This is a genomic window from Caballeronia eucalypticola, assembly GCF_047608185.1.
Classification (GTDB): domain Bacteria; phylum Pseudomonadota; class Gammaproteobacteria; order Burkholderiales; family Burkholderiaceae; genus Caballeronia.
This window is the reverse complement of the sequence record NZ_JBLKRU010000026.1, coordinates 1-23987: the sequence shown is the minus strand read 5'-3', so window position 1 is coordinate 23987 and position 23987 is coordinate 1. Positions and strand designations below refer to the sequence as shown.

The window sequence follows — 23987 nt, the reverse complement described above, 5'->3', positions numbered from 1 at the left end:
ATACAATGCGCGCCATGCCGCCTATCGATGTCCTTCGCCAATCCGTCAGCAGCGCGCTCGTCATCGCGGCGCGTCAGTGGCGGCGCACGAGCCAAAGCGTGATTGCAGCCTATAACGTCTCCGAAGCGTGCGCGACGCCGCTGCTGATCGCCGCGCGGCTTGACGAACCCGTGCGCCAAGTGGCGCTCGCCGAGCTGACGGGAATCGAAGGGCCGTCGCTGGTGCGCCTGCTCGACCAACTGTGCGCGGCCAACCTCGTGCGTCGCGACGAAGACCCCGACGACCGGCGCGCGAAAATCATATCGCTGACCGATGAAGGCCGGTCGGTCACCGCCAAGATCGAGAAAGAACTGATCGGATTGCGTGCGGACGTCCTGAACGATGTCAGCCGGGAAGACCTGGAGGCGACCCTGCGGGTATTCGCTGCGTTTAAACTTGGCGCATCCAGTCAAACGCAGCAGGCTCCAGCACACGCGTCACCGCTAAACGCGTCACCAATAAACGCGTCACACCAAGGCCCTACCATCGGCCCCGACCGAACCGATACGGAAGAAGGCGTCTAGCGCACCATGACGTACCCCAGTTCACGCGAATGGATATTCTCGGTCAAGACCTTCGCCGCTTCCATGCTGGCGCTGTATATCGGCCTGAAGCTGGAGTTGCCGCGGCCTTACTGGGCGATGGCGACGGTGTATATCGTGTCGAATCCGTTCGTGGGGGCGACGCGGTCCAAGGCGCTGTATCGCGCGCTCGGCACCATGATCGGCGCATCGGCCGCCGTGCTGTTCGTGCCGCCCTTCGTCGAGTCGCCCTACTTGTTCAGCGCGGTCGTCGCGTTATGGACCGGCACGCTGCTGCTGCTCGCCATCTCCGACCGCACCGCGCGCAGCTATGTGTTCATGCTGGCTGCGTACACCATGCCGTTGATCGCGCTGCCCTCCGTCATGGCCCCGTCGGGCATCTTCGATCTCGCGGTGTCGCGGACCGAGGAGATCGTGCTCGGCATTGTGTGCGCCAGCGTGGTCGGCGGCGTGATCTTGCCGAGCCGCCTCGCGCCTACGCTCATAGAACGGACCGACGCGTGGTTCCGCGACGCCGCTTTCTATGCGAAAGAAACGCTTTCCGGGCGAACCAGCGGCACGGCGATCTCGGCATGCCGGCAACGCCTCGCGGTCACCGTCAACGCGCTTGAATTCCTGCTGAGCCAGCTTGCCTACGACCATACCCGGCCCGATGTACTGGCACGCACGCAGGCGCTGCGTGGCCGGATGCAGTTGCTGATGCCGATCATGTCGGCAATCAGCGACCCGCTGGCCGCGTTGTTCAACGGCCAGAACCCGCCGCCAGAGGGTCTTGCGTCACTTCTCGCCGATATCGTCACATGGTTCGATGAACCGCTGCCCTCACGCACCGGTGCAGCATCGGCCATCAACGCCAATAACGACCCCAAGGCCGACGCGTTGCGCAGCCGGATCGCGAGCCTGCAACCCAACGCGGACGCTCTGCAGACCTGGGAAGGCGCGCTGCTGTCGAACACCTTGTGGCGCCTGAAACAACTCGTCGATGTCTGGCAGGATTGCCGCGCGCTGCGGGTCATCATCGCGAACGAACAGGGCAGTTGGCGACCCCGTTATCGGCACTGGCGGCTCGGCGGTACGCAGCAGTACTTCGACCGCGGCATGCTGCTGTTTTCGGCGGGATCGGCCTCGCTGGCCATTTTTATCGCGTCGAGCCTCTGGATCTCGTCCGGGTGGAACGACGGCGCGGGCGCGGTCACGCTGGCCGCGGTGGCGTGCTGTTTCTTCGCTGCCCTCGATGAACCCGCGCCTCAGGTATTCGCGTTCTTTACCTACACATGCCTTGCCGTGGTGCTCGCGGGACTGTATCTCTTCGTGATCCTGCCGACCGTGCATGACTTCCCCATGCTCGTGATCATGTTCGCAGTCCCATTCATTTTGATCGGCACGCTGATCCCGCGGCCGCAGTTCAACCTGGCGACCATGCTGACCGCCGTGAACACCGCCACCTTCATCAGCATCCAGGGCACCTACGACGCGAACTTCCTGACCTTCATGAACAGCAATCTGGCAGGACCGGCGGGTTTGTTATTCGCGTTCGTCTGGACTCGCGTGACGCGGCCGTTCGGCGCTGAACTGGCGGCCGCGCGGCTGATCCGCTCGGGCTGGCGCGACGTGGCGCTGAGCGCATCGGCGCGATCCATCGACGACCAGAAAAATCACACCGCGCGCATGATCGACCGTCTCATGCAAGTCATCCCGCGTCTCGCCGCCAGCGACGATCAGCGTCATCCGTCCATCGAAAGTTTTCGCGATCTGCGAATCGCATTTAACTCGCTCGATTTGCGGCGTTTGCGGCGACGCCTGCACGACGCCGACCTTGCTTCCATCGATCACGTGCTGGAAGGCGTGCGCGCCTATTTCCAGCAGTGCGTCGAGCGCGGCGCGCGTCAGCCGGTGCCGGCGAGCCTGGAGACAGCTATCGATACAGCGCTTGAGCGCATCACGCGGCGCGGCGGCGCGGTGCAGATAGAAGCGGCGGCCGAAGCAGCGCAGCCTGCCGGGACGCCCGCCCTCCCCGGACGCCAGATTCGCGATGCGTTGCATGCGCTCGTGGGCATGCGTTTGTCGTTGTTTCCGGAGATGTTCAAGCTCGCGCCCGCATCGCCCGCCCAACCGGGGCCTGCTGCATGACACGCCGCTCCTTCCACTCCTTTTTGCAAGACGCCGCGCGATGATCGGTGAAGTCGATATCTATGGCGTGTTCCTGCCCGCCGCGCTCGTACTGATGCTGGTGTCGTACCTGTTCTGCCTGGTCGTCACGCGGGTGTTTGCTCGCGTCGGCCTGTACCGTTTCGTCTGGCATCGCTCCATTTTCGACCTCGCGATCTACGTGATCGTGCTTGGCATCGTGGTCATTGTTTCGCATCGGCTATTACCGTGAAATTATCGTGAAAAAAGCCTGGTTCTCCGTTGGACAGATCCTCTTTACGCTCGTCGTCGTGGCGATCGCCGCATTCGTGTTGTGGCGGCTGGTCGATTACTACATGTTCGCGCCCTGGACGCGCGATGGCCACGTGCGCGCCGATGTCGTGCAAGTGGCGCCCGATGTGGGCGGCCTGATCGTGAAAGTGAACGTGGTCGATAACCAGCCGGTGAACGCAGGCCAGGTGCTGTTTGTCATCGATCAGGCGCGTTACGCGCTCACGCTGCGTCAGGCGCAGGCCACGGCCCTGCAGCGCCGCGCGACGCTCGATCAGGCGCGAAGGGAAGATGCCCGCAACCGCACGCTCGGCGACCTCGTCGCGCGCGAAGTGACCGAGGAAAGCCACTCGCGCGTGCAAACCGCGGAAGCGGCGCTGGCGGATGCTGATGTTGCTATCGATACCGCAAAACTCAACCTGCAGCGCACGACGATAGTGAGTCCCGTCGACGGTTATCTCAACGATCGCGCGCCGCGCACGGGCGAATACGTGACGGCGGGACGCTCGGTGCTGTCGGTGGTGGACCTGCATTCTTTCCGTGTCGACGGTTATTTCGAGGAGACCAAGCTCCACGGGATCGATATCGGGCAGCAGGTGGACATCAAGATCATGGGCGAGACGAAGATGCTGCACGGACATGTGCAGAGCATCGTGGCGGGGATCGAGGATCGCGACCGGGTGCAGGGATCGAACCTGCTGCCGAACGTGAACCCGGCGTTCAGCTGGGTACGGCTGGCACAGCGGATTCCGGTGCGCATCGCGCTGGATGAAGTGCCGGCAGACTTTCGCATGATCGCGGGACGCACGGCGACGGTATCGGTGCGCGATATCACGCCGCTCGCCAAATCGAATACGACGGGTGACGCGAGCGGCGTCGTTGCTGCCTCGGGTGCTTCAGGTGCTGCGCCAGCGAGCGCCGCTGCCGCAGCTTCCACGCCGGCTGCTTCCGCACCGGCCGTATCCACGTTGGGTGCAAGTCAATGAAGCCGCGCGCTCTCGTCCTGACGCCGTTCGTGCTCGCGCTTGCCGCGTGTTTTACGGTCGGTCCCGACTACTCGGTGCCGAAAGAAGCTGTTGTTAACGCGCCCTTCGCCAACGCCCCGCTCGACGGTGCCGATGGTCAGTCGACCGTGTCGACCGGGTCAGTGCCGGCGCACTGGTGGCGCCTCTACGACGACCCCGTCCTCGACGATCTGGTCCAGCAAGCCATGGCATCGAACACGGATTTGCGCGTTGCCGCGGCCAATCTCGGCCGCTCGCGCGCGGCTCTCGGCGTGGCGCAGGCGCAAGGCGGCTTCTCAGGCGGGGCATCCGCTGCGTTCAAACGCGCACAGGAATCGGCGGAACAATATTTGATCTTTGAAAAGATCCCGGTCGCGAATGAAGGCGACGTCGGCATCAACATTTCTTACGAACTCGATCTGTTCGGCACGCTTCGACGCGGCGTGGAAGCCGCGCGCGCCGACAGCGATGCGACGCAGGCCGCAGCCGACCTGGCGCGCATCACGGTGGTAGCCGACGTGGTGCGGGCTTACGTGCAGAATTGTTCCGCGGCGGAAGAGCTTCGCATCGCGCAGCGCTCACTTGACTTGCAGCGCCAGCGCGTGTCGGTGTCGCGGCGCTTGCAGCAGGCAGGTCGCGGCAACGCACCCGATGTCACGAGCGGCCAGACGCAAGTGGAAACACTTTCGGCGAACATTCCGGTCTTCACGGCACGCCGGCGGATCGCGCAATACCAGCTCGCGACGCTGCTCGCGCGTGCGCCCGCCGACTTGCCCAAGGGCGTGTTTGCCTGCGACAAGACGCCGGTGATCGCGCAGCCGTTGCCTGTCGGCGACGGCGCTGCGTTGCTGCGACGGCGTCCCGACGTGCGCGAGGCGGAGCGAAAGCTCGCTGGATCGACAGCGCGGATTGGCGTAGCCACGGGCGCGTTGTTTCCGACGGTGAGCATTGGAGCATCGGCGGGATTAACGGGCGTGCTCGAGGATCTTGGCACGCAGCCGACCGCACGATGGGGCTTCGGACCGCTGATCAGCTGGAGCTTCCCGGCGAACGGACAGCGCGGCCGGATTCAGGAAGCGCAGTACGGCGCCGATGCCGCGCTGGCCCAGTTCGATGGCGTCGTGTTGAAAGCGCTGCGGGAAACGCAGTCGAGCCTCGCCACCTATGCCGCCGATTACACCCGCGCCGACGCATTGACCGCCGCGCAGAAATCCGCAGCCGAATCCGCGGACCAGACTCATCGTTTCTTTCTCGCCGGGCGGGAATCGTTTATCGCCGACCTGGATGCGACGCGCGTGCTGACCACGACGAATTCGCAGTTGGCTGCCGCACGAGGACAGGTCGCGCTCGATCAGGTCAACTTGTTCCTCGCGCTGGGCGGCGGATGGGAGATGGACCCGAACCCGAACCCGAACTCGAACCCGGCCAAGGCCGCCACCGTGCCGGTGGCAGCAAGCGCTAGCACCACAAATCAGTGAGCTAGCGTTAAATCGGCGTTAGATCGGCATCCTGAATGATGATGCCGGCGAACCGCGCGACGCTATCCGCGTTGGCGCATCCATCACGGCTCTGACAGCAGAACATCCCTCACACTTCCCTGCCCGCTCCCGGGCACGAACACGTCTGTCTGACAGAGCGCGTAAGCTAGGCCCACCACTACCCTTGGAATCGCTTCCCGCGGCACGCAGGTTGCTCGGATGAACTACCGGCGCGCATGCCCATACCAGAGAAACATGCTCCATGCACTTCGATACCCCGGGCCTATGAAAACGTTCCATTGCAATCATTGCAATCAACTGGTGTTCTTCGAGAATTTTCGCTGCGAACGCTGCGAATCGCTGCTTGGTTTTATCCCCGAAATAGCTGAAATCAGTGCTTTCGAAGACGCAGGCGACGGTCTTTGGCGCAGCCGGCACCCTGAACACCGGGACACGCTGTACAAACGCTGTCATAACTACGAAGTCGAGAAAGTCTGCAACTGGATGGTCCCGGCCGAATCCACCGACCCGCTGTGTCACGCCTGCCGCCTGACCCACACCATTCCCAACCTGGGCGTGCCGAACCGCCGCTATTACTGGTTCAGGCTGGAAGCGGCCAAACGCCGCCTGCTCTACACGCTGGGTGCACTGGGACTGCGCGTGGAATCACGCCAGGACAATCCGAAAACCGGCCTGCAGTTCAAATTCCTGGAAGATAAACGCGGCAAAAGAGTGCTGACAGGTCACGATCGAGGGCTGATCACCATGAATATCGCGGAAGCCGATGACGCCCAGCGCGAGCGCGTCCGCCTTGCGATGGGCGAACCGTATCGCACGTTGCTCGGGCATTTCCGGCACGAGATTGGTCACTACTATTTCGATCGTCTCGTCGCCAATACTCCATGGATCACGGATTTTCGTGAGCTATTCGGCGATGAGCGCGCGAGTTATCGTGAAGCGCTGACCAGGCATTACAAGGAGGGAGCGCCGCCAAACTGGGGCAAATCGTTTGTGAGTGCCTACGCGACCACGCATCCGTGGGAGGATTGGGCGGAAACCTGGGCGCATTACCTGCATATCGTGGATACCGTCGATACCGCCATGGCCTGCGGCGTCGCGCTGATGCCGGGGAACTCGCTGGACCCTACGCTGGCGGTCGAGGTGCCGCCCGGTGAAGCCACGTTCGATCATCTGATGAAACAGTGGTTTCCGCTCACCTACGCGTTAAACAGCCTGAATCGCAGTCTCGGCATGCCGGACGCCTATCCGTTTGCGCTCGCGCCGCCCGTCGTCGAGAAACTGCGCTTCGTGGATCGCGTGATCGCCGCCGCGGGGCACGTCCAGCCATTGCCGGACGTAGCCGTCGCAGCGGTTATCAAGCCGTCGGCAAGCCGCAAAAAGAGTAAATTAAGCCACTGACCCCGGTGCGCTTTTCAATGTTGCGGCGGTGGTTGCATCGGGGAGAGCCGGACTCGCGCCATGCAGCGACACCTTCGATGTCTCCGACAACATCAATCCACCAATCAATCCCATCACCGAGATCACGATCAGATACAACGCAGGCGACATGTTGTTGCCCGTCGTCGTGATCAGCCACGTGGCGACGAGCGGCGCCGTGCCGCCAAACACCGTATAGGCCAGGTTGTAAGTAATGGCTGAAGCCGTATAGCGTGTGCGGGTTGGGAAGACTTCCGACAACAAAGGCGCCGTCACCACGTTCGCCAGCGCCGCGCCAATCGCAAGCATGCCAACGCCAAGCACCGACGGCAAAAAGTGCCCCGATCCCGCGAGCGAGAACGACGGGTAAACCGTCGCGATCAGGATAATGCACGCCGTCAACACAGTCTTCCGGCGCCCGACCCAGTCCGAATAGAGCCCCGCCAGCGGACACAGCGCCGCCGCGAAAAACAGCGCTATCACCGTGATCAGCAGCGACGTCGCGCGATTCAACCCGCCCGCCACTTGCAAATAGGTCGCGAAATACGTGGTGAACATATAGAACGACAACGCCGTCACCGAGATGAAAGCACCCAGTTTCAGGATGCCGCCCGCTTGCGTGCGCAGCGTGTCACGCAGCGGCGCATGCGCCACGTCATGCTCGCCTTCAAGTGCGCGAAAAGCGGGGGTTTCGCTGAGATTCATCCGCAAATACAGCCCGATCAGGCCAATCGGCGCTGCGGCCAGGAACGGCACGCGCCAGCCCCATGTGCTCATGGCATCGGCGGAAAGAGACGCGTCGAGTGCGTAAGCGACGATCGCAGCCACCGCGAAGGACGAGAACGTCGATACCGGCACGAAGCTGCCGTAACGCGCCCGCTTATGCTGCGGCACGTGTTCCATCACGTAGGCGCACGCGCCCGCATATTCACCCCCGGCGGAGAAACCCTGCACGCAGCGGATGACCGTCAACAGGAACGGCGCGATTGCGCCGATGGCGGCATACGTCGGCAGAAATCCGATCAGGGTGGTCGCTCCGGCCATCATCAGGATCGTCAAGGCAAGCGTGCGCTTGCGGCCAATGCGGTCACCAATCACGCCGAACACAATGCCGCCCAGCGGCCGGAACGCAAACGCCACGGCGAAGACGGCGAAGGTCTTGAGCAATCCAATAGCCGGGTCCCCGCTCGGAAAAAACTCCTTCGTGAGGATGGTCGCGAGAAAACCATACGCGGCAAAGTCGAACCATTCGACGAAATTGCCGATGGATGCCGCGAGGATCACCTTACGCAGCGTATTAAGGTCGACTTCAGGGGGCGGCGCTTCCAACGTTCTCGACATTCGATGACTCCCGGATAAGGTTTTTAGCGAACCGGCACACCGGATACGCGTTGGATCAATCCCTCCGAGTAGATGCGACCATAAACCCTGCTCCTAGAACGATCACGTCATGGTGATAGGACCGAAGCGACATCGGTTCTGCCGGCTGCACGCACAGCCGGCGTGAACACACGCTCCTGACGAAGCGGAAAGCTTTCCGTCATTCGCAAAATCTGCGTACAGCGGGCCGGCGCACGTCATCGTTACCGGTTCCTCGAACGGGCCGCCGCAGGAACGCGCACTACTGAAACCATCGTTATCCGCCGTCGGCGGCCCTAAGGAATAACCACCCAAGGAGTAACGATGAAAGCACTCGTATACGAAGGACCGCGGAAGGTGACAGTGAAGGAAATGCCGGACGCGAAAATTCAACGACCAACGGATGTACTCGTCAAGATCACCACCACGAACATCTGCGGCTCGGACCTGCATATGTTCGAAGGCCGGACCAATATGGAAACGAACCGCATCTTCGGTCACGAGAATCTGGGCGTGGTCGTTGAAGTCGGCGCAGGGGTCGAGCGCATCAAAAAGGGCGATCGCGTTTGTCTTCCGTTCAACATCGGCTGCGGATTTTGCAAGAACTGCGAGAAGGGCCTGACGGGTTTCTGCCTGACGGCCAATCCGGGCATGGCAGGCGCGGCGTACGGTTTCGCTGGCATGGGACCGTATGAAGGCGGACAAGCCGAATACCTGCGCGTACCGTTTGGCGACTTCAATTGCCTGCTGCTGCCGCCCGATGCCGAGGAGAAGGAAAACGACTACGTGATGCTGTCCGACATCTTTCCGACCGGGTATCACGCGACCGTGCTGGCGGGCGTGGAACCGGGCGATAGCGTCGTCATCTACGGCGCCGGGCCAGTCGGGTTGATGGCCGCGATGTCCGCAGGCATCAAAGGCGCGAGCAAGGTGATGGTCGTCGATTCCCACCCGGACCGGCTCAGGCTCGCGGAGAAAATCGGCGCGATCCCCATTGACGACAGCGATGGTTCAGCGGTCGACCAAGTCCTGGAAATGACCGGCGGCGAAGGCGCGGACCGGGGCTGCGAATGCGTCGGTTATCAATGCAGTTGCAAGGGCCATGAAGTGCCGAACCTGACGATGAACAACCTCGTCAAGTCAGTGCGCGCGACGGGCGGTATCGGCGTGGTCGGCGTGTTCGTGGCCGAAGATCCGAAGTCCGAAGACAAGCTGATGCAGAAGGGTCAGCTTGCATTCGACTTCGGCACGATGTGGATGAAGGGCCAGCACATTGCGACGGGACAGGCCAATGTGAAGGCCTATAACCGCAAGCTGCGTGACCTGATTGCGGCGGACAAGGCGAAACCATCGGTGATTATTTCGCACGAATTGCCGCTTGAGAAAGCGCCCGAAGGTTACGAACACTTCGACGCGCGTGACGACGGCTGGACCAAGGTGGTGCTCAAGCCGGCAGCTTGAGTTCGTGAAGTGCGTACATGCCGGTTGAAGCAGAAGCGCCGGGAACTTGAATACCGGCGCTTTTTTGACTGCTTACGGCCTGCAAAAAATCACTTCTTCCCATGCGTGCCGGCATATTTGAACGTCCCTTGCGCGCTTGCAATCAGGAGCTTGTCATCGACCCATGCTTCCCCGCGCGAGAAAAAAATGCTGCGTCCCTGGCGTTCGATAAACCCTTTTGCCGTGACGCTCTCGCCCAACCCTGTATCGAGATAATTGACCGTCAGCGAAAGCGTGAAACCATGAATGGCCGGTTGATCCTGCTCGGCATAGAGACCTGCATAACCGCATGCGGCATCGAGCAAGGTTGCCACCGCGCCGCCTTGCAACACACCTTGCCGGTTCAGATTACGCGCTTGAATGGGCATGCGGAACTCGGCGTAACCGCTCCTCCACGCAACGAGGCGTGCATCGAGGAATTCGAGAAACGGATTGTCGAGAACGAAGTCGGACATCGAAGAAAGCTCCTGCCGGAAATGGTGGGATTAACCCAGACTGTGCCATGACGAAACGATTGGCGTGCGAAGCCGCCCGCGTGAGCCTTTCCAATTTGGAAACGGTCGTGGAAAATCCAGCGATTTTCAGGCTATCGATGCAGGTTCATCATGTCTGTATAACGCGCCACCATCCGACATGAGGAGCTCTATGAAACGCCTGTATATCCAGGAAGTCGCGACCCGAGACGGCTTTCAGAATGAAAAACAATTCGTCGATACCGACGCGAAGATTGCCCTGGTCAACGCCTTAAGTGCGTGCGGATTCGCGAAGATCGAAGTGACGTCGTTTACATCGCCGAAAGCTATTCCCGCGTTGCGCGACGCCGAAGCCGTGATGCATGGCATCGCGCGGCGCGACGGCGTGGTCTACACGGTGCTCGTACCCAATGTGCGCGGAGCGGAACGCGCGTTGTCATGCGGTGTCGACGAAGTCAATCTCGTGATGTCGGTGAGCGAGACCCACAATCGCGCGAACCTGCGCACGAGCCGCGACCAGTCATTCGCGCAATTAAGCGATGTGATTGGGGTGGTCAAGGCAACGCCAGTCGCCATCAATGTATCGCTATCCACATCGATGGGATGCCCCATGGAAGGCGACATCGCGGTGGAAGAAGTGCTGCGCTGGACTGAACGTTTCGCTCGACTCGGCGTGCGTGGCGTGACGCTCTGCGATACCACCGGCATGGCGTTCCCCTCCCAGGTGAAGGCACTTTGCGAGCGCGTGCGCGCGGCGTTCCCCGCACTCGAACTCACGCTGCACTTCCACAATACGCGGGGCATGGCGCTGGCCAACACGCTGGCGGCACTCGAAGCAGGCATCGATCGTTTCGATGCATCGCTTGGCGGCATTGGCGGATGTCCCTACGCGCCGGGTGCAAGCGGCAACGTGTGTACGGAGGAGCTAGTCCATATGCTGCAACTGGACGGCTACGACACCGGCGTCGACCTCGCCGCAACGCTCCGCGCCGCCGAGTTGCTGCCGCGCCTGATCGGTCACGACGTGCCGAGCCAGATCCTCAAGGCCGGCCGCCGGCTCGACCTGCACGACGCGCCGCCAACAGACGTAGGCGGCGCCCCCGCACAACACGTATTTGCCAAGGAAGGAGCCTGATATGACCATCATCGATCACCTGGATCACCTTGTCTTGACTTGCATCGACGAAGCGGCTACGCGCCATTTCTACACCGAAGTCCTGCAGATGAAGCTCGAAACGTTCGGCGCGGGAAGGACTGCGTTCAAGTTCGGCAACCAGAAGATCAACGTGCATGTGCGCGGCAAGGAGTTCGAACCGAAGGCGCATGTGCCGGTGCCGGGCGCGCTGGACCTGTGCTTCATTGCAGCCGTGCCGCTGGATGATGTGATTGCGCACCTTAAGCAGCGCGAGTGGCCGATCCTGGAAGGGCCGGTCGAGCGTACCGGCGCCACGCAGAAGATTCGCTCGGTCTACGTCCGCGATCCCGACCTGAACCTGATCGAGATTTCCGAGTTGATTTGAGGGACGGTGGCGTACCTCACTCCGGCAGCCGAATCCCCGACAAGCGCTCACACGCCTCGATTAGCCGGTCCTGCAAATCCGAATCGCGGGCGGCGGCGCTCGGCTCACGCCGTTTCATATGGAAGAAATATTCGCCGGTCACGCTTGCGGCTGGTTCATCGCTGACGGCAAGCCATGCTTGCGTTCGCGGCGCGGCTTTAAGGTCATCGGGTGCACCCGAGCCGCCCATTTTGGTCGGCACCCAACCGGGATGCACGGCATTGGACAACGCGCCGGGCCAGCGGCGGGCCACGCCGAACGCGAGCAGGATATCGTGCAATTTCGAATCGGAATAAGCGCTTGACCCCTGCCAGGACCGCTGCTGCCAAAGCAGATCGTCGAGACTGGAATCGCCGCTTTCATGCAGGCCGGAGCTGAGATAAACCAGGCGCTGAGGCCTATCGATCAACGCGGTCAGGATGTAGGGCGCGAGCGTGTTGATGGCGAAGACGTGCGGCAGACCGTCAACCGTCTCGATGCGCCGCGGCTCGCGATACCCTACCGCAGCGTTATGAATCACGGCATCGAAATGGCCTAGCCGGTTAACGTCCTGGGCCACCTGCATAGTCTCTTCGATACTCGATAAATCACCGGAGATGGCAGCTTCTGCGCCTTTTACGGCTTGCATTGCTTCATGCGCGCGTTCGGCGTGCCGGGCATGCAAGACCACTTGATGCCATTGCGCCACGAGCAGACGGGCGGCCATTTGACCGAGCCCATCGGCAGACCCTGTGATGAAAATGCGTAACATGTCGGTACCTTTTAAAAGATCAGACAAATAAGCTCTGGAAGAATATTGATCCGGAAAACATGAAAGCGAGCGTAACGTGAGAGCTTGGCCTTAGCGAGCGCACGGCGGTCATGACGCCAATGACATGCAGTCATGGCGGATAGGCACTTGGGATTTGTAAAAAACGATGTTTGCTTCAGGCGCGTGGTCAGCTAAAGTAATCGGTCACGCCCTTTTTCGAGTGAGCGAATCATGGACGTTCCCGAACATATTGCCGACATGGGCGCGACCAAACCGTCGCGGCTCTTCTCCTCGTCCGCGCGCGATGCGGGCTTGAGCCTCGTCCGCAATCTTTCGATACCGAAGCCCTTCCCCGAAGCCGCTTTCGAAGCCCAGTTCCTCGAAGACCATTGCCGCCGTTTCTGCGCCTTTCGCCGTGCATCGGCGCTTCTCGCGTTAAGCGTATGGGTCTGCTTCCTCTGGTATGACTTCAATTTCGGCCGCGAAAGCGCCGTGCTGGCCCCCGTCTTCATGCAGATCATGGCGCTGCGGCTGGCCGGCATTGTGTTGCTCGTGTTCGTCGGCAGCCTGACCTTGAGGGCGTCGTTCGCGACGCATGCCACGTCCCAGCGCGTGATCCTCACCGGCGTCTACGGCTGCAACCTGATCCTGCTCCTGCTGGTGGCCCTGAGCCCGGGACCATTCAATTACACGTGGTATTTCGTTGGTCTCTACCTCGTATTTTTCTTCCAGTTCGGCTTCTTTTACCTGAAGTCCAGCGTGGCGCTGACCGCCGCCGTGGTCACGTTTTCAGCGATCATCATCCTGCAATTCACAATCAGGATTCTCTCGCCCGAAGACTTCTACATGGGCCTGTTCTATCTCTTCAATGTGGTCGTGATCGGCCACGGCGTGTGCGTGCATGCGGAGCGGGTATCGCGTGAACGCTTCGCGGCAGAGCGTGCACTCGGTGTGCTCAATAACGAGCTTCTCACCGCAAACGTTCAACTGGAAAGAAAGAACCTGGACCTGCTGGCATCGAGGAAAGATCAGGACACCAAGACGAATGCACTGCTCGCGCTCAAGGAGCAGCAGATGCTGGCCGCGGAAACCGCCAGCCGGGAAAAGTCGAACTTCCTTGCCGCCGCCACGCACGATTTGCGGCAGCCCATGCACGCGCTCAATCTCTTCCTGCAAGCTGCCGCCGAAGCGCTGCATCACGACGATGTCACCGAAGCCGCGCGGCTGATCGATGAATCCGGCCGGTCGTCCGTGATCCTCGCGCGCTTCCTGAACGCCGTGCTCGATCTGTCGCGGCTCGAGTCGGGGCGGGTCGTGCCGCGCTATCACGTGTTCGACCTCAAGATCGCCGTGCTGGAAGCGGCCGAACAATTGCGCCCGCTCGCGGCCATGCATGGCGTCGAGTTGCGGCTGCGGATGCCCGAGGCGCCCGTGTACGTGCGCAGTGACGCGCATTGGCTTGGGCGGGCCATCGTGAACCTGGTGTCGAACGGCATTCGTTACGCCGATGCCAGCAAGAAAGCCGAGCCCGTGGTCATCGTGGGCGTCGTGCGTTCGGCCACGCGAACGCGCATTGATGTGGTGGACAACGGCATTGGCATTGCATCGGAACATTGGGACTCGATTTTCCAGCCGTTCTTCCAGGTGGGCAACGCCGAGCAGGACAACGACCGGGGACTCGGCCTCGGCCTGTCGATCGTGAACGCCGTGGTGTCCATCCTGGAGGAGCATCGGATCGAGTTGAAATCGACGGAAGGACGCGGTTCACGCTTCTCGCTTGAAATGCCCATTTGCGGCTCGCCTCTGGGCGAAACCGCGCCGCGTTCGCGAGGCGAGGCCGCCGATTTGCAAACCGTGCCGCTCGATGGACTCTATGTGCTGCTGGTTGAAGACGACAGCCTCGTGCGGGCATCGACGGAAGCGTTGCTCGTGCAATGGGGCATCCTGTTCGACTCGTCGAGCAGCTTTGAGGAATTTGAGGAAACGCTGAATACCATCGAACGTTATCCGGATCTCATCATCACGGATTTCCGTTTGCGCGATTCGAAGACGGCGCGCGAAGTCGCCATGCTGGGGGCGGCGAAACTGGGGCGGCGTTGCCCGTGCCTGGTCGTGACCGGAGAGCCGTCTGCGACTATCGTGCCGCTCGCCTGCGATCACGACGTGCTAAGCAAGCCCGTCAGTCCGGCGGAGTTGCGCCGGCAGATTGCGTCGCTGATATCGAGGCGTTCGGTGGAGGAAGCTGCAAGCGCTTGCTGAGGAGAAAAACCGACCGGCTGGAGGACAAGCGGTCGTTAACTTCGTCGGAACATCTCACCGGCAAAAGGCAATTTCAAAAGACTTCAGCGCCAACCGCCGGGCCGAAGCAAACCTCAGCATGCAGGTTGAATGGCGGAATGCCAGCCAGCAAGTGATTGAGGTCGTACGCGGGGAGACCCGCAGGCATCGTGCCGATGAGCCCGGCGTCCTCACCGGTCGTAAGCTGCGCTGCCGCCAGTTTTTTTATCTTTTCACGCAGGTGGGATTCCGGTATTGCCTCGGTCTTGCCACTGCGGCAAGACCGAGGCGGCATTTTGGAGGCACAAATACCGGCAAATCCCTTCCGCGCTTATTTTTATAAACCTCTCAGGTCCAGCTTCCCTACCGTGCTTCCCTACCGTGCTGCACCCGCGGTCGCCGGGTTGCCCATCGGCATCTCGATCCCGCGTCGCGCCATTTCCACGATCAGGAACGTTCGCCGGGTCACGTGAAACCGGGCGAGCAGATCGCTTGAATACTCCTTGGCGGTGTTTTCGCTGATATTCATTTTTCTCGCGATCGCCTTGTTCGACAAACCCTGCAGCAAATAGCGCAGCGTCTCGGTCAGGCGCGGCGGCAAATTCAGCGACTCCACCGTCACGCCGGAATGCGTCGCCACCGGCTTGGGGCTGTGACCGCCCTTTCCCAGCACGCTGTTGGGCAAATACACGCGACCGCTCAGAATCGTCTTGAGGGCCTCGCGGAAAACGCCCGCCCCTTGCTCACTCGCCTTCGAAATAAAGCCGCATGCGCCGCTCCTGATGCATTCCAGCACCGTATCGCGGTCGTCTTGTGCGGACAGCATGATGGTCTGTACCTCGCGCTCCTGCTCCCCGATCCAGTTCAGCAGATCGAGTCCCGTGGAATTGCCCCGTAATTGATAGTCGAGGAAAACGAGATCGTACGAGCGCGCGGACAGCTTCTCCGTGGCCTGTTCGAAGCCGTCGGCCTCATCGATATCGAGCAACGGTTCGTTGGCCAGGATTAGGCTTTTCATGGCGCTTCTCGTAAGCCCCTCATCCTCGACCAGCAGCACCGTTTTGAAATTACCGTTTTCCATTGCTATTCCCGTAAATCACACCCTGATGGTAACGGCATGACGGGGTCTCGCCACCCCCCTTTCGCAGGGATACGAAGGGGGGTTCGCGGCCCCCCCGAAAAGTTCGCGCCCGTCCCCTCCTCGACCGGGTGTTGCGGAAAACGTTAAATCGCGACACTAGCTCATCGATTCCGCAGCACTCCCAACGCCGGACCCGCAGTTGCCGTTTCTGGATGTCATTTGTCCAGCGACGGCTCCGGCGCCCCGTCAAGTCACATAAAACCAGGAGGAGGACACCATGAGCAATCGTTCAGGCACGGATGACGAGAGACACTTTGCAGTGTGGAGCGACAAGCAGGCACGCATGCCGATCGGCGCGCCGCGGGTACTGATCGCCCATCAGGACAAATTGATCGGGGAGTCACTAGCCGCGCTGCTGCGGCTGACCGGGCTGCAGGTCATGCATACCCAGAGCCTCAAAACGGCACGTTCGCTGCTGCAGAACTGGAAACCCCAGGCATTGATACTCGATACGCGGCTCGACAGCGAATCCGGTTATGCCTTCATTAGCGCGCTGCGCCCCGACGCCGACATCACCGGCCGCCTGCTGGTCGCAATCAGCAATGTCTGGCCGGCTGATCCGGTCGAAACCCTGAAAGACGCAGGCTTCGACGCCCATTGCCGGCGCCCCTGCGCTACCTGGCGCCTGGCAGAGATGCTCGCCACCTATTTCTCGATACCGAAGCGGTGCCGATATTGAGACCGTGCGGAATTCAAGCCGAAACAGCGCCGATGCCGACGTCGACGCCATTCATGCCGAACTACACCGGTCTCACCCGGACGAAATTCAAGCAAGCGAAATGACGATCAACACCGCGCCGCCGACTGCTACCACGTCTTCTATCAGCGCCGCCGGTAAATCGCGCCTGATTGCCCGAGCCAGCGCACCGCGGGCGCTCGCGCCGCCCAGGGTGCCAATAATTGCTCCGATCAGCCCCGCCACCGCGCCGCCAATCATCGAGCCCGCCGCCGCACCCAGCGCGGCTCCGCTCACCGCACCGGTCACGAGCCGCGCGCCGAATTGCATGGGCACCTTGCGGCTGGGGGTTTTCGGAAGTTGATCGGTAATCAGCTCGCCAATGGCGAGCACGGTCAGGATATAAGGCGTGATAGTCGCGCCGAGGAACGCGAGCGGCGTGTGCTGGACGGGCAACCAGCCAAGATGCGCAGCCCAGCTTGCAGCGGCGGGCGCTGTCATCGCGCGGAGTCCGGCGACAACGCCTATCAACAGGGCAAGTAGATATAAGGACATCGACGGCTCCGGTGCTTGAACGATTTGGGATGTGCGCGATGCAGGGGTGCACGCGCCCGCCCGACAGGAATACCGCAGATTCGCAGCATTAGAAAGCGATCAAAATCGTTCGATGCAGCGAGATGTTCGTGGGAAAGTTCGACAACAGCGCGAAGAGACCAGCCTTAAAATAATTATCTGGATAACGAAGCATAGTTTGATTAACAACATCGCCTGCACTAGAAACGCAAAAAGCGGCGCGACTGCAGTCGCGCTGCTTTACTCACCTGCCGGACGCTGCCGCGGTGACTCAGAACGTGCTCCAACCCTCCTCGGCGGCAGCCGACGTTTTAAGCGATGCACCCAGCGCAGTGGGCGAACGTTTGACGGCTCGCTTGGCAACCGGCAAAGCCGCAGCGCGGACCGCAGGCTTAGCTGTCGGCGCAATCGCAGGACGTGATGCAACCGCCGTGCCTTCCATCTGGAAGAACGCCACGGCCTGCGTCAACTGCCGTCCTTGATCCTGCAGCGACTGGGATGCCGCCGCCGCTTCTTCCACCAGCGCGGCGTTCTGCTGCGTGACTTCGTCCATTTGCGTGATGGCCTGGTTCACCTGTTCTATGCCTCGACCCTGCTCGATCGACGCTGCCGCAATCTCCTCCATGATGTCAGTCACTCGCGCGACGGCCTGGGTCACCTCCGACATCGTCTCACCGGCTTGGCCAGCAAGCGCCGATCCGTTCTGGACCTGCAGCACCGAGTTCGCAATCAGGTCCTTGATCTCTTTCGCCGCGCTTGAAGACCGTTGCGCGAGACTGCGCACTTCGCTCGCGACCACCGCAAAACCACGGCCTTGTTCTCCGGCCCGTGCCGCTTCAACCGCCGCGTTCAACGCCAGGATATTGGTCTGGAACGCGATCCCTTCAATGATCCCGGTAATCTCCGCAATCTTCGCCGAGCTTTCGCTGATGCCATGCATGGTATCGACCACTTGCCCGACCACCTTGCTGCCACGCTGGGCGACATCCGAAGCGCTGGTCGCCAGTGCACTGGCTTGCTGCGCGTTTTCGGTGTTCTGCTTGACCGTTGATGTCAGCTCTTCCATGCTCGCTGCGGTTTCCTCCAGCGACGCGGCCTGTTGCTCCGTGCGCTGGCTGAGGTCGGTGTTCCCCGTCGCGATCTCCGACGATGCACTCGCAATGCTGCCGCTGCTCTCCCGCACGCGGCTCACCGTTTCGATCAGCCGCGCGTTCATGTCGGCGAGCGCGCCGAGCAACTGGCCAGTCTCGTCGTTCTGCGTGACCACAATACGGCTGCGAAGATCGCCGCGCGCCACCGTGCCGGCGACATCGACAGCGCGCCGGATCGGCACCGTGATTGAGCGCGTGATGAACACGCCCGCTGCCAATGCCATGGCGATCGCGGCCACGCACATGGCGATCAGCAGGTTGCGCTGCACTTGATATTGATCTTCAGCGTCGCGCACCAGTTGCTCCTGGCGGTTGCGCGTGAAATCGGCGTAGGCGTCCGTCGCTTTCACGAGCGCGGCCAGGAGCGGGCGGCATTCGTCATCCATCTTGACGATAGCCTCGTCGTGCTTGCCGGCCAGCGCGAGCCCCACGATGTCGTTGGCGACCGGTCCGTACAGCGTCTCCACCCGATTGATTTCACCCACCAGACTGCGTGCGGCATCACTGCTGCCGGGTCCGCTCGCAACCATGGTGTTCAGCAGTTTCAGCCTCGCTTGCACGTCTTCCGACGCACGCGTGACATCGGCCTTCTCGATTTCCAGGTCCGTCGATTTCGTCACCAGCACAAGATTGCGAGCCGCAATGGCACGGCGGTCCACTGCTGTGCGAACCTGCGCTGCCATGTCGGCTCGCGCGCCAGGACCGTGGACGTAGTTAGAAAAACCGTCGGTGGAACTGCTCAGCGCCTGCAGCGACATCGCCGATACAACGAGCACAATGGTTGAGAGCACGCCGAATCCAGCAATAAGTTTGCTCTTGATGGTCATGTGTTTGAGGTTCACGTGGTGACTCCTGCCCCGAACGGGCTCTTGACGGCTAAATAGCCGCTGCCGTTCTTGACCCCCAAGCGCCGGCAGCGGTATGAATCCGGCGCGGGAAAATCGATCTGTGTGTCCGCGCGCCGTGCCTGTCGCAAAGCGTTTATTGACGGCGAGGCTCTCACCCCTCGAACGCGCTAGCTTTTCTGATGCTCCGTCACACATTTGTCGACCCAGGCAACCGCTTTAACGACCGCGCAGCGAGGTTGCTTGAGGGTAAAGATGCAAAGATTCTACAAGTATTTTTAGCCGGGTTTTATAGGCTGATGCAGGACAAGCGCAATAGCACCTGCAGGGCGCAAATCGCTCGATCGATAGGCTTGAAACTAAAACAGCGCACCTGGGCGGTGCGCCGACGGGACAGACGCTGTTGTTGCGTGTGCCAAGGAACGATAAGAGCAAGCCGACTGGATCGGACTTGCGATTTCAAGCTTCAAACAACAGGCTTGAATCAACGAATGTCTGGAGCGTGCTTTTGACAGCAAGCCGTTTCAACGGGACCGTGGAATGATTAACCGCGCACCACGGCAAATGCACCCGGACCCGCCGCAACTATCAGCCGCGGGTATCGACCCATTCGCGCGCCCACTTGCGCGAGTGACCGATTGCTTGGGCCTCGTTCTTGAAATAGTCGAGAACATGGAATTGATAGCGGTTGCCCTTCTCGGTGCCACTATGGCGCTCGAGCAAAAGGTTCGACGCAAATGATCCATCCGGCAAACGATGCGCAGAGGGAACGACTTTGTAGCCGTTGTACAAATAAATATTAGAATTATGCATTAGTGATACACACGAACAAACGCGTGTCCGACATTCATTGATTGTCAGGACGCTGTGATAACAGGCACGAGGCCTTAAAAATTCGCAGAGGAAGCAGCAGAAAAAACAGCAGACAGCAGCCGAATTCACAAGCGCGCTAACGAACAAATAACGTTCGATTTAGATCGCGACATGTGGCAGCGAGTTGCAGGAGATTGCAGAGGGACTAAAGCAGACTAACTAAAGCGGACTAAAGTGGAAGTGCAAACAGATGCAAGCAAAGGCAGACAGGTGCAATGCTGGTGGTGGCGCAGCCGTTCAATGAATATAACAAGAGCGACTGCCGCGACCGGGAACCGAAGCTCCGCGAAAACACTTACTACTCGCGTAAAATGGCGTGAGCCAATTTACGCGATATTTCAATTACACCACCAATTACAGCGGGGTAATGTTCGAAGCTTGCAGACCCTTCGGGCCTTGCTTGGTTTCGAAGCTAACCTTTTGGTTTTCGGCGAGCGTCTTGAAGCCGTCGCTACGAATTTCCGAAAAGTGGGCGAAGAGGTCGTCGCCGCCTGCGTCAGGCGTAATGAAGCCGAAGCCCTTGCTGTCGTTGAACCACTTAACGATACCGGTATCCATATTAAATCCTTGAAAATATAAAGATGATGCAACCCCGTATTGAGGCGAGAGAAGCTTCAAGGAAGTGAGAGGACAACAAATACCGCGGAGATAACGAGGCAGAATGATGAACAGCAATCGAGCTTCTTGAATACTTCGACTTACAGATTACGTGGCGCGGGACACTGTGTCAAGCTATTTCGGACCCCGCTTAGTCACACAATGAAACGTTCACAACTCTATTGCCATAATTTGCGTCAGGTTTTGCGCTAGGCACCGGCTCAGTCTGCAAGCCGCGCAGGCTCCGCAGTACGGCCCGGTATCACTCAGGCACCGCGATATCACCATCCACCAGGCTTGCGCCATATCGCTCGGCGTAATCGCGTGCGCCTTGTGCGTCCGGGAACAGCGGCATGTCCGCGCAGCCGACAAACGGATAGATCACGCGCTTGTCGCTGATTCGCGTCACCCGTAGCGTGGGCATGGTTCCGCCCGTTGCGCGCCTTGACGAGGCCGCCACGTTGTAATTGGCCCATCCGGCCGGCTTGTCGGCCGTTCGGATATCGAGCGAGGAGGTCATGGGCGGGTGATCGAGCGAATAACTCATAGATCGGCAATCGATTCGCCCGCGACGTTGCCGTCAATCAGACTTTCTGCATAACGTGTGGACGCCAGCCGTGCTTCACCCGACCCGCTGAACGGACCGGTGCCCGGCACCCGATATACGCGGCTGGTGGTCGTGCTGTCGTCAACGCCGCGCCGCGAAATCTTCACGGCTGCGTCGAATCCCGAGTCGTAATGGCGGGAACCGTCCGCGCCGCGCGGCTTGTGCGGGTAGATCAGCGGCATTATTTCGAGGCCGCGGTAGCTTCTTACAGTGTCGTTCATGATGTTTCTTCGGTTATTGCACGACGCCCCGAGGTCTTGTCGCGCATGGCTGCTGCATACTACTTTTGACTGCGAGCGTTGCCGCTCATGTCGCGTTGTCCGCCGCGCCTGGCTGTAACGGTGCAGCCGGCACCGCCGTGGATGGCTGGAACCGCCGGACCGAGCGCGAAAACCGCCCGCTTCGTGCGTTATACAGTGCACCGGCCTGAACCTTGCCGTCGATGATGTCCCGACCGTATTGCATGGCCAATTCGATGGCGTCGTCGGCGCTGGCCGGCTCCGTACCTTTGAGCGCCGGTGAATAGCGTTTTGACGTTGCGCTGTCTGACGGTACGGCGTCTATCTGGACAATGGCGGAAAAACGCTTGGGACCTTTTGCAAACGGATCGCCATGCGGCGGGAAAATCTGCTGCGAATAAGCGCGCAATGCATAGCCGCGATATTCGATGGTATGGATGGTCATAACGCACTCGCTGGACACACTGCGCTGACCGTCGTGAAAATCTGCTAAAGACCGATATGCAAACCGACGGTCATCGGCATCGGAACGATTAAGAATGCCCCGAATCGTTGTTTGAGGCAAGGCAAATCGGCATTTGCCCGGCATTGAAAGGATGGCGGAGGTGCTTGACCAGCGGAGGTGTCGCGACGATTTTTAAAGCAATAGTTGAAGTGCGTCGGTCGCTTTTTCCGGCATTTGGGCAAAATCCGGCCTAGACGGTAGTTTTAGCCGAATCCAGATCTGAATAACGGATGAGGTGGATTTACATTGTCAAAACATATGACGATACAGACGCTTAGGGCAACTTTCCCGGCGCGCTAATCCGCTGAATAAAAGCGGCCGGGATTATTTGTCGAGGGCTTCTTGACTTACTTATATTGGCCCATTGCAACAAACCTTGTCCATATTTGACAACGTATCGGATCGCAACTGGATTATTCCAGGCTGCGATCAGCGGTTTTGGTCTTATCGGACATCACATGCCCCGGAGATATAACCCATTCCCTTATACAGAAGTGTCGTCACCATCGTCGTCGCGTAAGAGGCGCAATGTTTTTGCAGCGACATGAACTTCTCGGAGGCCGAGCCAGATGGTCTTTGCTCCGGGTTCGCCATCGCCCTTGCGGCCAAGGAAACCTCCCAGGCGCGCGATCAGTCGCAATACTTCGTTGAGCTTCGGTTGGGCCGGCGCTCGGGTTTTCGTGAGCAGGTAGGCGGAGCGAATTTCATCGGGATCGAAGAACAGGTGCGCGTCCAGATCCGGGCAGGTTCGTCCGAGCCGCATCAAATAAGCCACACGCCAAGCCACCACCAGAAACAGCGCTAACGCGCGCTCGAGCCGTTCGATCGTGCCCAACTGAAGCGCCTCGACACGGCACGCGTTCTTCAGGATGTTGAACAAGATTTCCACTTCCCAGCGCGCTCGATACCAATCGATCAGTTCGACTGCCTCCTCCACCGTGCTGGCCGTGCGATTGGTCAACAGACGCCATTCGATCGGCTTAACGCCCGCAGGAGCCTCGAACTCGCGCGCGACCAGGCACGTCGCAGCGATGCACTTGCCTTTGCCCGCGGGCAACTCCACGCGTTGCACCCACAGATGCTGGCGCACCGTGCGTGCTTTGACGCCATGGCGCGAAGCCATCGTGAAGGCGATTTGCCCGACAGCTTCCCCACGGCTCGTGCGCTCCCACAGCTTGTCTCCCTCCGGCAGGCAGCGATTATGAGCGGCTCGTACCAGCCAGTCGGCCGGCGTGCCCAGCTCCTGCGCTCGCAACATCAGCGACATCAGATCCGCTTCGCGGTCGGCCACATACACCAAACGCGTGGAGGGCAGGCTCGGCGCCATTTCGGCAATGCGCTCATAGCCCTCGATCCAGCGCACACTCTCCTTGAGTCCGCCACGCTTGCCGGATTCGTCCTTCTTCTCCCGCGCCCACATCCACGCATCCAGAATGCCCAACGGCTCGCGCTGCGGCGTAACCGCGTAGGTCGGGTGCAGATACATGCCCCGCTGGGCTTCATAGCTCAGCGGCCCGAGTCCGATCGCGCCTTGTCCATTGAAATCCAGCTCTGATGTGTCCTGCACGCAGAGCACGACACGATGGGCCTGCATGCGCTCCTGCGTCTGCTGCCAATGCGGCTCCAAAATTGCATGCCATTCGACCTTGTCGTTGTCGAAGAAGCGGTACGCCGCCATCGTCTCGCCCCAGCCCTGGCATGCCTTGGGCACGCTGGCCATCGGGTCGGCCGCCATTCTTTCCATCAAAAGCCTCGCTCGCTTGTTCAGGCGCGCATCGCCGAGCTCGAGCTGTTTGAATTCCGTCTGGGTCCAGGGCGTCGATTCGGTGACCAATGCGTCCACTCAAAAAGCAAGAGTAAACGCGATCCGCTGAAAGTTTACAAGCGCAGCGCTACGTCATTGAAAGTAAACGCGTTCTTCCGCGCACGACGCCTTGGGCTAC

24 protein-coding genes are annotated in these 23987 nt (G+C 60.4%); 11 read left to right on the top strand and 13 right to left on the bottom strand.

Going from position 1 to position 23987, the window contains the following annotated elements; all coding sequences use genetic code 11:
- Window positions 1-14: 14 nt before the first annotated feature.
- From ACMX25_RS25895 to ACMX25_RS25870, 6 genes are all read left to right on the top strand, one after another.
- On the top strand, window positions 15-563 hold the full coding sequence (locus ACMX25_RS25895; protein ID WP_414952930.1) for a MarR family winged helix-turn-helix transcriptional regulator: 549 nt from the start codon (window positions 15-17) through the stop codon (window positions 561-563).
- Between the two features lie 6 nt (window positions 564-569).
- A complete protein-coding gene (locus tag ACMX25_RS25890) occupies window positions 570-2711 on the top strand; it encodes an FUSC family protein (RefSeq protein WP_414952861.1) in 2142 nt (713 codons plus the stop codon).
- A 40-nt stretch (window positions 2712-2751) separates the two neighbouring features.
- A complete protein-coding gene (locus ACMX25_RS25885; RefSeq protein WP_414952860.1) occupies window positions 2752-2961 on the top strand; it encodes a DUF1656 domain-containing protein in 210 nt (69 codons plus the stop codon).
- Window positions 2962-2968: 7 nt separating this feature from the next.
- On the top strand, window positions 2969-3985 hold the full coding sequence (locus ACMX25_RS25880) for an efflux RND transporter periplasmic adaptor subunit (protein WP_414952859.1): 1017 nt from the start codon (window positions 2969-2971) through the stop codon (window positions 3983-3985).
- Window positions 3982-5481, top strand: coding sequence for an efflux transporter outer membrane subunit (locus ACMX25_RS25875; protein ID WP_414952858.1), 1500 nt, complete (start codon window positions 3982-3984; stop codon window positions 5479-5481). Before ACMX25_RS25880 ends, ACMX25_RS25875 begins: the two co-directional genes overlap by 4 nt.
- A 285-nt stretch (window positions 5482-5766) precedes the next feature.
- Window positions 5767-6900, top strand: coding sequence for a zinc-binding metallopeptidase family protein (locus tag ACMX25_RS25870; RefSeq protein WP_414952857.1), 1134 nt, complete (start codon window positions 5767-5769; stop codon window positions 6898-6900).
- On the opposite strand, the gene ACMX25_RS25865 is transcribed toward ACMX25_RS25870, so the two are convergent.
- Complete coding sequence (locus ACMX25_RS25865; RefSeq protein ID WP_414952856.1) at window positions 6889-8259, bottom strand: MFS transporter; 1371 nt, start codon at window positions 8257-8259, stop codon at window positions 6889-6891. The genes ACMX25_RS25870 and ACMX25_RS25865 overlap by 12 nt on opposite strands.
- A gap of 342 nt (window positions 8260-8601) precedes the next feature.
- Between ACMX25_RS25865 and ACMX25_RS25860 the strand changes: the two genes are divergently transcribed.
- On the top strand, window positions 8602-9738 hold the full coding sequence (locus ACMX25_RS25860) for a glutathione-independent formaldehyde dehydrogenase (protein ID WP_414952855.1): 1137 nt from the start codon (window positions 8602-8604) through the stop codon (window positions 9736-9738).
- Window positions 9739-9827: 89 nt separating this feature from the next.
- Here ACMX25_RS25860 and ACMX25_RS25855 read toward each other — a convergent pair whose 3' ends face one another.
- Window positions 9828-10232 (bottom strand): PaaI family thioesterase, encoded by a 405-nt coding sequence (locus ACMX25_RS25855; RefSeq protein ID WP_414952854.1) that lies wholly within the window; start codon window positions 10230-10232, stop codon window positions 9828-9830.
- 190 nt (window positions 10233-10422) lie between these two features.
- On the opposite strand from ACMX25_RS25855, the gene ACMX25_RS25850 reads away from it, so the two are divergent.
- On the top strand, window positions 10423-11385 hold the full coding sequence (locus ACMX25_RS25850) for a hydroxymethylglutaryl-CoA lyase (RefSeq protein ID WP_414952853.1): 963 nt from the start codon (window positions 10423-10425) through the stop codon (window positions 11383-11385).
- A 1-nt stretch (window position 11386) separates the two neighbouring features.
- A complete protein-coding gene (locus tag ACMX25_RS25845) occupies window positions 11387-11770 on the top strand; it encodes a VOC family protein (RefSeq protein WP_414952852.1) in 384 nt (127 codons plus the stop codon).
- 16 nt (window positions 11771-11786) lie between these two features.
- Here the strand turns inward: ACMX25_RS25845 and ACMX25_RS25840 are convergent, their stop codons facing one another.
- Window positions 11787-12560 carry an SDR family NAD(P)-dependent oxidoreductase gene (locus ACMX25_RS25840; RefSeq protein WP_414952851.1) on the bottom strand — a complete coding sequence of 258 codons (774 nt, stop codon included), beginning with the start codon at window positions 12558-12560 and terminating at the stop codon, window positions 11787-11789.
- 231 nt (window positions 12561-12791) lie between these two features.
- Between ACMX25_RS25840 and ACMX25_RS25835 the strand changes: the two genes are divergently transcribed.
- Window positions 12792-14819 (top strand): ATP-binding response regulator, encoded by a 2028-nt coding sequence (locus tag ACMX25_RS25835; protein WP_414952850.1) that lies wholly within the window; start codon window positions 12792-12794, stop codon window positions 14817-14819.
- A 73-nt stretch (window positions 14820-14892) separates the two neighbouring features.
- On the opposite strand, the gene ACMX25_RS25830 is transcribed toward ACMX25_RS25835, so the two are convergent.
- Both ACMX25_RS25830 and ACMX25_RS25825 read right to left on the bottom strand, forming a co-directional pair.
- Entirely contained in the window at window positions 14893-15132 is a 240-nt protein-coding gene (locus ACMX25_RS25830) for an AbrB/MazE/SpoVT family DNA-binding domain-containing protein (protein WP_414952849.1), read from the bottom strand.
- A gap of 81 nt (window positions 15133-15213) precedes the next feature.
- Window positions 15214-15918: a response regulator gene (locus ACMX25_RS25825; protein ID WP_414952848.1), complete on the bottom strand. Its 705-nt coding sequence runs from the start codon at window positions 15916-15918 to the stop codon at window positions 15214-15216.
- Between the two features lie 277 nt (window positions 15919-16195).
- Here ACMX25_RS25825 and ACMX25_RS25820 point away from each other — a divergent pair, with 277 nt between their 5' ends.
- Window positions 16196-16657, top strand: coding sequence for a response regulator (locus ACMX25_RS25820; RefSeq protein WP_414952847.1), 462 nt, complete (start codon window positions 16196-16198; stop codon window positions 16655-16657).
- A gap of 87 nt (window positions 16658-16744) precedes the next feature.
- Here ACMX25_RS25820 and ACMX25_RS25815 read toward each other — a convergent pair whose 3' ends face one another.
- The 8 genes from ACMX25_RS25815 to ACMX25_RS25780 all read right to left on the bottom strand — a co-directional run bounded on the left by ACMX25_RS25815 (window position 16745) and on the right by ACMX25_RS25780 (window position 23887).
- Window positions 16745-17209, bottom strand: a complete 465-nt coding sequence (locus ACMX25_RS25815; protein ID WP_414952846.1) for a DUF4126 domain-containing protein — start codon at window positions 17207-17209, stop codon at window positions 16745-16747.
- A 289-nt stretch (window positions 17210-17498) separates the two neighbouring features.
- Window positions 17499-19205 carry a methyl-accepting chemotaxis protein gene (locus ACMX25_RS25810; protein WP_414952929.1) on the bottom strand — a complete coding sequence of 569 codons (1707 nt, stop codon included), beginning with the start codon at window positions 19203-19205 and terminating at the stop codon, window positions 17499-17501.
- Between the two features lie 606 nt (window positions 19206-19811).
- On the bottom strand, window positions 19812-20036 hold the full coding sequence (locus ACMX25_RS25805) for a hypothetical protein (protein WP_414952845.1): 225 nt from the start codon (window positions 20034-20036) through the stop codon (window positions 19812-19814).
- Between the two features lie 414 nt (window positions 20037-20450).
- Window positions 20451-20654, bottom strand: a complete 204-nt coding sequence (locus tag ACMX25_RS25800; RefSeq protein ID WP_031362000.1) for a cold-shock protein — start codon at window positions 20652-20654, stop codon at window positions 20451-20453.
- A 301-nt stretch (window positions 20655-20955) separates the two neighbouring features.
- Entirely contained in the window at window positions 20956-21240 is a 285-nt protein-coding gene (locus ACMX25_RS25795; protein WP_414952844.1) for a DUF6723 family protein, read from the bottom strand.
- On the bottom strand, window positions 21237-21521 hold the full coding sequence (locus tag ACMX25_RS25790) for a hypothetical protein (protein ID WP_414952843.1): 285 nt from the start codon (window positions 21519-21521) through the stop codon (window positions 21237-21239). The genes ACMX25_RS25795 and ACMX25_RS25790 overlap by 4 nt, the downstream gene beginning before the upstream one ends.
- An 85-nt stretch (window positions 21522-21606) precedes the next feature.
- Window positions 21607-21984, bottom strand: coding sequence for a hypothetical protein (locus tag ACMX25_RS25785; protein WP_414952842.1), 378 nt, complete (start codon window positions 21982-21984; stop codon window positions 21607-21609).
- A 544-nt stretch (window positions 21985-22528) separates the two neighbouring features.
- Complete coding sequence (locus ACMX25_RS25780; protein ID WP_436231370.1) at window positions 22529-23887, bottom strand: IS4 family transposase; 1359 nt, start codon at window positions 23885-23887, stop codon at window positions 22529-22531.
- Between the last annotated feature and the right edge of the window lie 100 nt (window positions 23888-23987).